The following is a 6,171-nucleotide window of genomic DNA, read 5'->3' as shown; positions in this document are numbered from 1 at the left end:
CGGCAGATTTACAGTCTGCTCCCTTTGGCCACTCGGGAACCCCTCCACGGGGTTTTGCACGTTGTCTTGGCTATCTAAAGCCAGAAAACCGCCGAAGCAATTTTCAAGAATAATGGTGGAGGGGGACGGATTCGAACCATCGAAGGCGGAGCCGGCAGATTTACAGTCTGCTCCCTTTGGCCACTCGGGAACCCCTCCACAGGGTTCTGGTTGCTAGGAGTAATCTCAACTAACGGAAAGACGTACCTTACATAAGTTAGGAACAGCTTTCAAGAATAATGGTGGAGGGGGACGGATTCGAACCATCGAAGGCGGAGCCGGCAGATTTACAGTCTGCTCCCTTTGGCCACTCGGGAACCCCTCCACAAGTGCGGAGCGGATAATATCAAACCGGAGGACGCTGTAAACCCTTTTCCTTACAAAATAGTTCCGGCTGCTGCTATTTTCATCATATTGTTGATTGTGATGGCATAAACCGCTTTTTTGAGGTTTTTCACAAAAACGTATAACAAGAATATTGCTTAACTTTACATTTCTTTACCCCGTTGACCCTCCGGTTCGTTTATCATCACCGTAGATTTTTATAAGTGGATTGAACAATGAAAAAGGTCCTTGTTGCAGCATTGGTGACAGCTGCTTTATCGGGTGGTGGTTTTTTCTATTTCCAAGGGCAGCCAGTTGCCGCTGAGCAGTCGTCCCAGCGAGGTGGAAATGCTATTCCTGTGGCCACTGGTGAAGTTTCTTCGCATCCGATAACTCAATCACTTTCTTTGGTGGGTAAGTTGGAAGCGCAACGTTCAGTAAACGTGGCAACCCAAGTGGCCGCCAAAGTTGACCGTATTGTCGTTGGCGTAAACAGTAAAGTGGAAAAAGGCGAGTTGCTGGTTCAGCTCGATGATGCCAAAGCACGCGCGGCGTATGAAGAAGCGCAAGCTTACCTCAATGATGAAAAACGTAAGTATACCGAGTTCAAGAGCCTGGTTGGCCGTGGCGCGATCACCCAGACGGAGCTTGATGCACAATTGGCAAGTGTGAGTATCGCGGATGCAAGGTTGAAAGCGGCCAAGGCCGAGCTTGACGACCACGCGATTAATGCCCCGTTTGCCGGCACCGTTGGCTTGGTCGACTTCAGTGAAGGCCACATGCTGACCGTGGGCAGTGAGCTTTTCTCGCTGGATGATCTGTCGACCATGCGCCTCGATATTCAGGTGCCTGAACAATACCTCTCCTTCTTGACCGAGGGCATGACCGTATCGGCAACGAGCCAGGCTTGGCTAAACCATAAGTTTAAGGGAGAGATCCAAGCGATTGATTCACGCGTTCAGGCCGACTCTTTGAACATTCGTGTTCGCGTTCGCTTCGACAATACCGAGGGTAAGCTAAAGCCGGGTATGTTGATGGCGGCCACCATTGGCTTTGAGCCGCAAGAAGCAGCCATTGTTCCGGTGCAGGCGCTGGAGTACTCGGGTACCAAGCGCTTTGTTTACCTTGTTGATGAAGCTGGCAAAGCCCACCGCACTGAAGTACAGCTAGGCACCCGAGTTGAAAACGAAGTGGTCATCGAGTCGGGCGTGGCTGTTGGTGACCGTATTGTTGTTCAGGGCTTGGTAAACATGCGCGATGGTGTGCAGGTTAACGACATGACTGCCAAGGCGCCAAGCAAGAACGGAGATGATGCCTAATGTGGTTATCTGATGTTTCAGTTAAACGCCCGGTAGTCGCGATTGTACTTAGCTTGTTGCTTTGTGTTTTCGGTGCGGTGTCGTTTAGTAAGCTCTCTGTGCGTGAAATGCCGGATGTTGAAAACCCGGTGGTCAGTATCAATACCTCTTATGAAGGGGCCTCGGCGACCATTATGGAAAGCCGGGTGACCACGATACTGGAAGATCAGCTATCGGGTATCAGCGGGATTGACAGTATCACCTCAACCACCCGTAACGGTTCTTCCCGTATTCAGGTTGAATTTGAAATGGGTTGGAACCTGACTGAAGGCGTCAGTGACGTGCGTGATGCGGTTTCCCGTGCCCAGCGTCGTTTGCCTGATGAGGCTGATGATCCGGTGGTCTCGAAAGACAATGGTTCTGGCGAACCTGCTGTTTACGTAAACCTGACGTCGAGCACCATGGACCGTACCCAGTTGACGGACTACGCTGAGCGTGTGCTGATGGATCGCTTTAGCTTGATCAACGGCGTGAGCTCGGTTGACTTAAGCGGTGCCCTGTATCGCGTAATGTACGTTAAGTTGCAGCCGGATCAAATGGCCGGCCGTGGCGTAACTACCAAAGATATCGTCGATGCGCTCAACGATGAAAACGTGGAGCTGCCGGGTGGCGAGGTGCGTAACGATGCCATCACCATGTCGGTGCGTACTGCCCGACTATACCGTGATGCCTCAGATTTCGATTATTTGGTTGTGCGTACGGCTGAAGACGGTTCGCCAATATATCTAAAAGACGTTGCCGAGGTTGCCATTGGCGCCCAAAACGAAAATGCGACGTTCAAAAACAACGGGGTTGCCAACCTAAGTTTGGGCATGGTGACCATGACCGATGCTAACCCGCTGAATGTGGCCGAAGCCGTGCATGCCGAAGTGGATCGTATGCAGCGCTTCTTGCCGGAAGGGACATCGTTGTTTGTCGACTATGACTCAACCATCTTTATCGACCGCTCAATCAGCGAAGTATATAGCACCATCTTTATTACCGGCTTGCTGGTGGTGCTGGTGTTGTACATCTTCATCGGTCAGGCGAGAGCGACCTTGATCCCCGCGATCACGGTGCCGGTTTCCTTGATCTCTGCCTTTATGGTGGCTTACTTCCTGGGCTTTTCTATCAACCTACTCACCCTGATGGCGTTGATTCTGGCTATCGGTCTGGTGGTGGATGATGCCATTGTGGTGGTCGAAAATATCTACCACCACATTGAGCGCGGCGAGCCGCCTTTGCTGGCTGCCTATAAAGGTGCCCGTGAGGTAGGTTTCGCGGTAGTTGCAACCACTGTGGTACTGGTGATGGTGTTCCTGCCTATCTCCTTCATGGATGGGATGGTTGGCCCGCTATTTACTGAGTTCGCGGTATTACTGGCTGTTGCGGTGATTTTCTCTTCATTGGTCGCCCTGACCCTGAGTCCGGTTTTGGGTAGTAAGTTGCTTAAAGGCACGACCAAGAAGAACAAGGTGAACCTAGCGGTTGATCGCTTCTTTACCAAGTTGGAGCATGGTTACCGTAAGTTGGTGTCTGTTGCGGTGCGATACCGCTACGTTGCACCGGTTGTGGTTATCGCCTTTATTGGCCTGAGTGCGGTATTGATGAAATCCGTGCCGTCGCAACTGGCGCCGCAGGAAGACCGTGGTGTTATCTTTGCCTTTGTTAAAGGTGCCGAGGGCACCAGTTACAACCGTATGGTGGGTAATATCGAGGAAGTGGAAAGCCGTTTGCTGCCAATGGTGGGCGAGGGCGTACTGAAGTCGATTTCTATCCAGACACCGGCATTCGGTGGTCGCGCGGGGGATCAGACAGGCTTTGTGATCATGCAGTTGGAAAACTGGGAAGATCGCGATGTGTCGGCAACCGAAGCGTTGGGCATTGTGCGCAAGGCCCTGCAAGGTATTCCTGATATTCGCGTATGGCCGTTTATGCCAGGCTTCCGTGGCGGTTCGTCTGAGCCTATCCAGTTTTTGTTGAACGGTGCCGATTACGATGAACTGTTCCAGTGGGCAACCGAGCTGAAGGAGCTGGCTGAACAAAGCCCGATGATGGAAGGTGTCGACTTGGATTATGCTGAAACCACGCCTGAGCTGGTGGTGAGCGTAAACCGACAGCGTGCGGCAGAATTGGGTATTCCGGTGGCAGATATCGCGGAGACACTGGAGATCATGTTGGGTGGCCGCAGCGAAACAACGTTCGTTGACCGCGGTGAGGAATATGACGTTTACTTGCGTGGTGACGAAAACAGCTTCAACAACGCAACCGACCTTAGCCAGATCTATGTTCGTACCCGTACGGGTGAGCTGATCACCCTAGAATCGGTGGCAGACGTTGAAGAAGTGGCATCGGCCCAGCGCTTGAGCCATAACCAGAAGCAGAAATCCATTACCCTGAAAGCGAACCTTGTTCCAGGCTATACCCTGGGTCAGGCACTCGACTTCCTTGATGAGAAGGCGATTGAAATGCTGCCGAGCGATATTGTGATTGACTACGCGGGTGAGTCGAAAGATTTCCGCGAGAACCAAAGCAGCATCTTGTTGGTGTTCGGCTTGGCATTGCTGGTTGCTTACCTGGTACTGGCAGCCCAGTTTGAAAGCTTTATTAACCCGATGGTTGTGATGCTGACCGTACCGATGGGGATCTTTGGTGGCTTGGCCGGATTGCTGCTGATGAGCCAGAGCCTCAACATCTATAGCCAAATCGGTATGATCATGTTGATTGGTATGGTTACCAAGAACGGTATCTTGATTGTTGAGTTCGCCAACCAGCTGCGCGACAAAGGCGTTGAGTTTGAGAAGGCCATTATTGATGCCTCTGAGCGTCGCTTGCGTCCAATCTTGATGACGGCGTTCACGACCTTGTTTGGTGCGGTCCCGCTGATCATCTCGACCGGTGCGGGTGCGGAAAGCCGAGTTGCCGTAGGTACCGTGGTGTTCTTCGGTATGGCCTTCGCGACCTTCGTTACCTTGTTGGTGATCCCGGCAATGTACCGATTGGTATCAGGTAATACCAAGTCTCCGGGCCATGTTGCCGACCAACTGGAAAAAGCGTTGCAGCATGATTACGTGGGTAGGCCAACCCATGGCGATATTCCGGCGACGGAAACGAAATAGCCATTGCGGCGAATACATGATGAAGTGCCACCTTAGGGTGGCATTTTCTTTTTTCGCTTTCCCTCTTTTCACTGGTGTTGGTAGAATTAAGGCAATGACGGCCAAATCCTATTTGGTATACCACCTTGATCGCGTTGTGAAACGCATAGTGTAGAAGAACATCATGTCTCAAAATCAGCCTCAGCATGCTGCTGGCAATGGCGAACAAGCCAAAGCAGTACGATTAAACAAATATATTAGTGATACAGGCTATTGCTCACGCCGTGAGGCGGACAAGCTTATTGATCAAGGACGAGTCACCATTAACGGCGAGCAGCCGGAAATGGGCGTGAAAGTACAACCGGGCGATGAAGTGTTGGTGGATGACCGTCCGCTGCGCGCCAAAGAAAAGCCAATCTATATTGCCCTGAATAAGCCGACCGGTATTACCTGTACCACCGAGCGCCACATTAAAGACAATATTATTGACTTCATTGGCCACCGTAAGCGTATCTTCCCGATCGGTCGTCTTGATAAGCCTTCGGACGGTTTGATCTTCCTGACTAACGATGGCGACATTGTTAATAAGATCCTGCGTGCGGGTAACTCCCACGAAAAAGAATACGTGGTACGTGTCGATAAGCCGATCACCCAAGCTTTCTTAGACAAGATGGCATCGGGGGTCGAGATCCTAGATACCGTGACCTTGCCATGTAAAGTGACCAAGGAAACCACTTACTCTTTCCGTATCGTGCTAACCCAGGGTTTGAACCGCCAGATCCGCCGTATGTGTGAAGCATTAGGCTATGATGTATTCAAGCTGCGCCGAGTGCGTATCATGAACATCAGCATTGACGGCTTGCCAAATGGCAAGTGGCGTTACCTGACCGAGGCTGAGATTGCTGAAATCCATAGCTTGATCGCTGATTCAAGCAAGACCGAGGAAGCATCACGAGTGGGTGGCGAAGGTCAGGCTATCAAGAAAGCGACGGATGCCAAACTTTATGACAGCCGCCAGCAAGATAGCCGTGAAGACAGCGATGGCAAGATTAAGTACAAAACCTATAAGGGCAAAGGCGAGTTTAACCGCAAGCGCCGATCTGGTGAGCGCGATGGTAGCCGCCGCCAAGATGAACGCCGCAGCCCGCGTCCAGGCCGTGGTACTCAGCCTGGCCACCGCAGAACCCAGCGTGACGACGATGCGCCAAAAGGCCGTACTTCGGGCTCTAGCGGCATTAAAAAGTGGAAGTCTAAAAAAGATTCGTAACCCCTCGGTTTACCGCGGGATGAATTGAGAAAAATGGAAGCTGCGGCTTCCATTTTTTATGCTTGCATTCAGGGCAATGAATTTGCACTATGTACTCATTAACGAA

General features: G+C 51.6%; 3 protein-coding genes and 2 tRNA genes. 3 read left to right on the top strand and 2 right to left on the bottom strand.

From position 1 onward, the window contains the following. Positions 1-113: 113 nt before the first annotated feature. Positions 114-198, bottom strand: a tRNA-Tyr gene (locus C9I98_RS15355). Positions 199-279: 81 nt separating this feature from the next. Beyond that, positions 280-364: transfer RNA gene (locus tag C9I98_RS15350), tRNA-Tyr, on the bottom strand. 235 nt (positions 365-599) lie between these two features. Between C9I98_RS15350 and C9I98_RS15345 the strand changes: the two genes are divergently transcribed. The 3 genes from C9I98_RS15345 (at position 600) to rluF (ending at position 6,065) form a co-directional block, all read left to right on the top strand. Further along, a complete protein-coding gene (locus tag C9I98_RS15345; RefSeq protein ID WP_107272173.1) occupies positions 600-1,682 on the top strand; it encodes an efflux RND transporter periplasmic adaptor subunit in 1,083 nt (360 codons plus the stop codon). Then, positions 1,682-4,819, top strand: coding sequence for a multidrug efflux RND transporter permease subunit (locus tag C9I98_RS15340; RefSeq protein ID WP_036823107.1), 3,138 nt, complete (start codon positions 1,682-1,684; stop codon positions 4,817-4,819). The genes C9I98_RS15345 and C9I98_RS15340 overlap by 1 nt, the downstream gene beginning before the upstream one ends. Positions 4,820-4,982: 163 nt before the next feature. Beyond that, entirely contained in the window at positions 4,983-6,065 is a 1,083-nt protein-coding gene (rluF, locus tag C9I98_RS15335) for a 23S rRNA pseudouridine(2604) synthase RluF (RefSeq protein ID WP_036823104.1), read from the top strand. The last annotated feature ends 106 nt before the right edge of the window (positions 6,066-6,171 follow it).

It is taken from the genome of Photobacterium sanctipauli (assembly GCF_003026495.1).
Lineage (GTDB): Bacteria > Pseudomonadota > Gammaproteobacteria > Enterobacterales > Vibrionaceae > Photobacterium > Photobacterium sanctipauli.
This window is presented reverse-complemented; position numbering and strand designations above follow the sequence as displayed.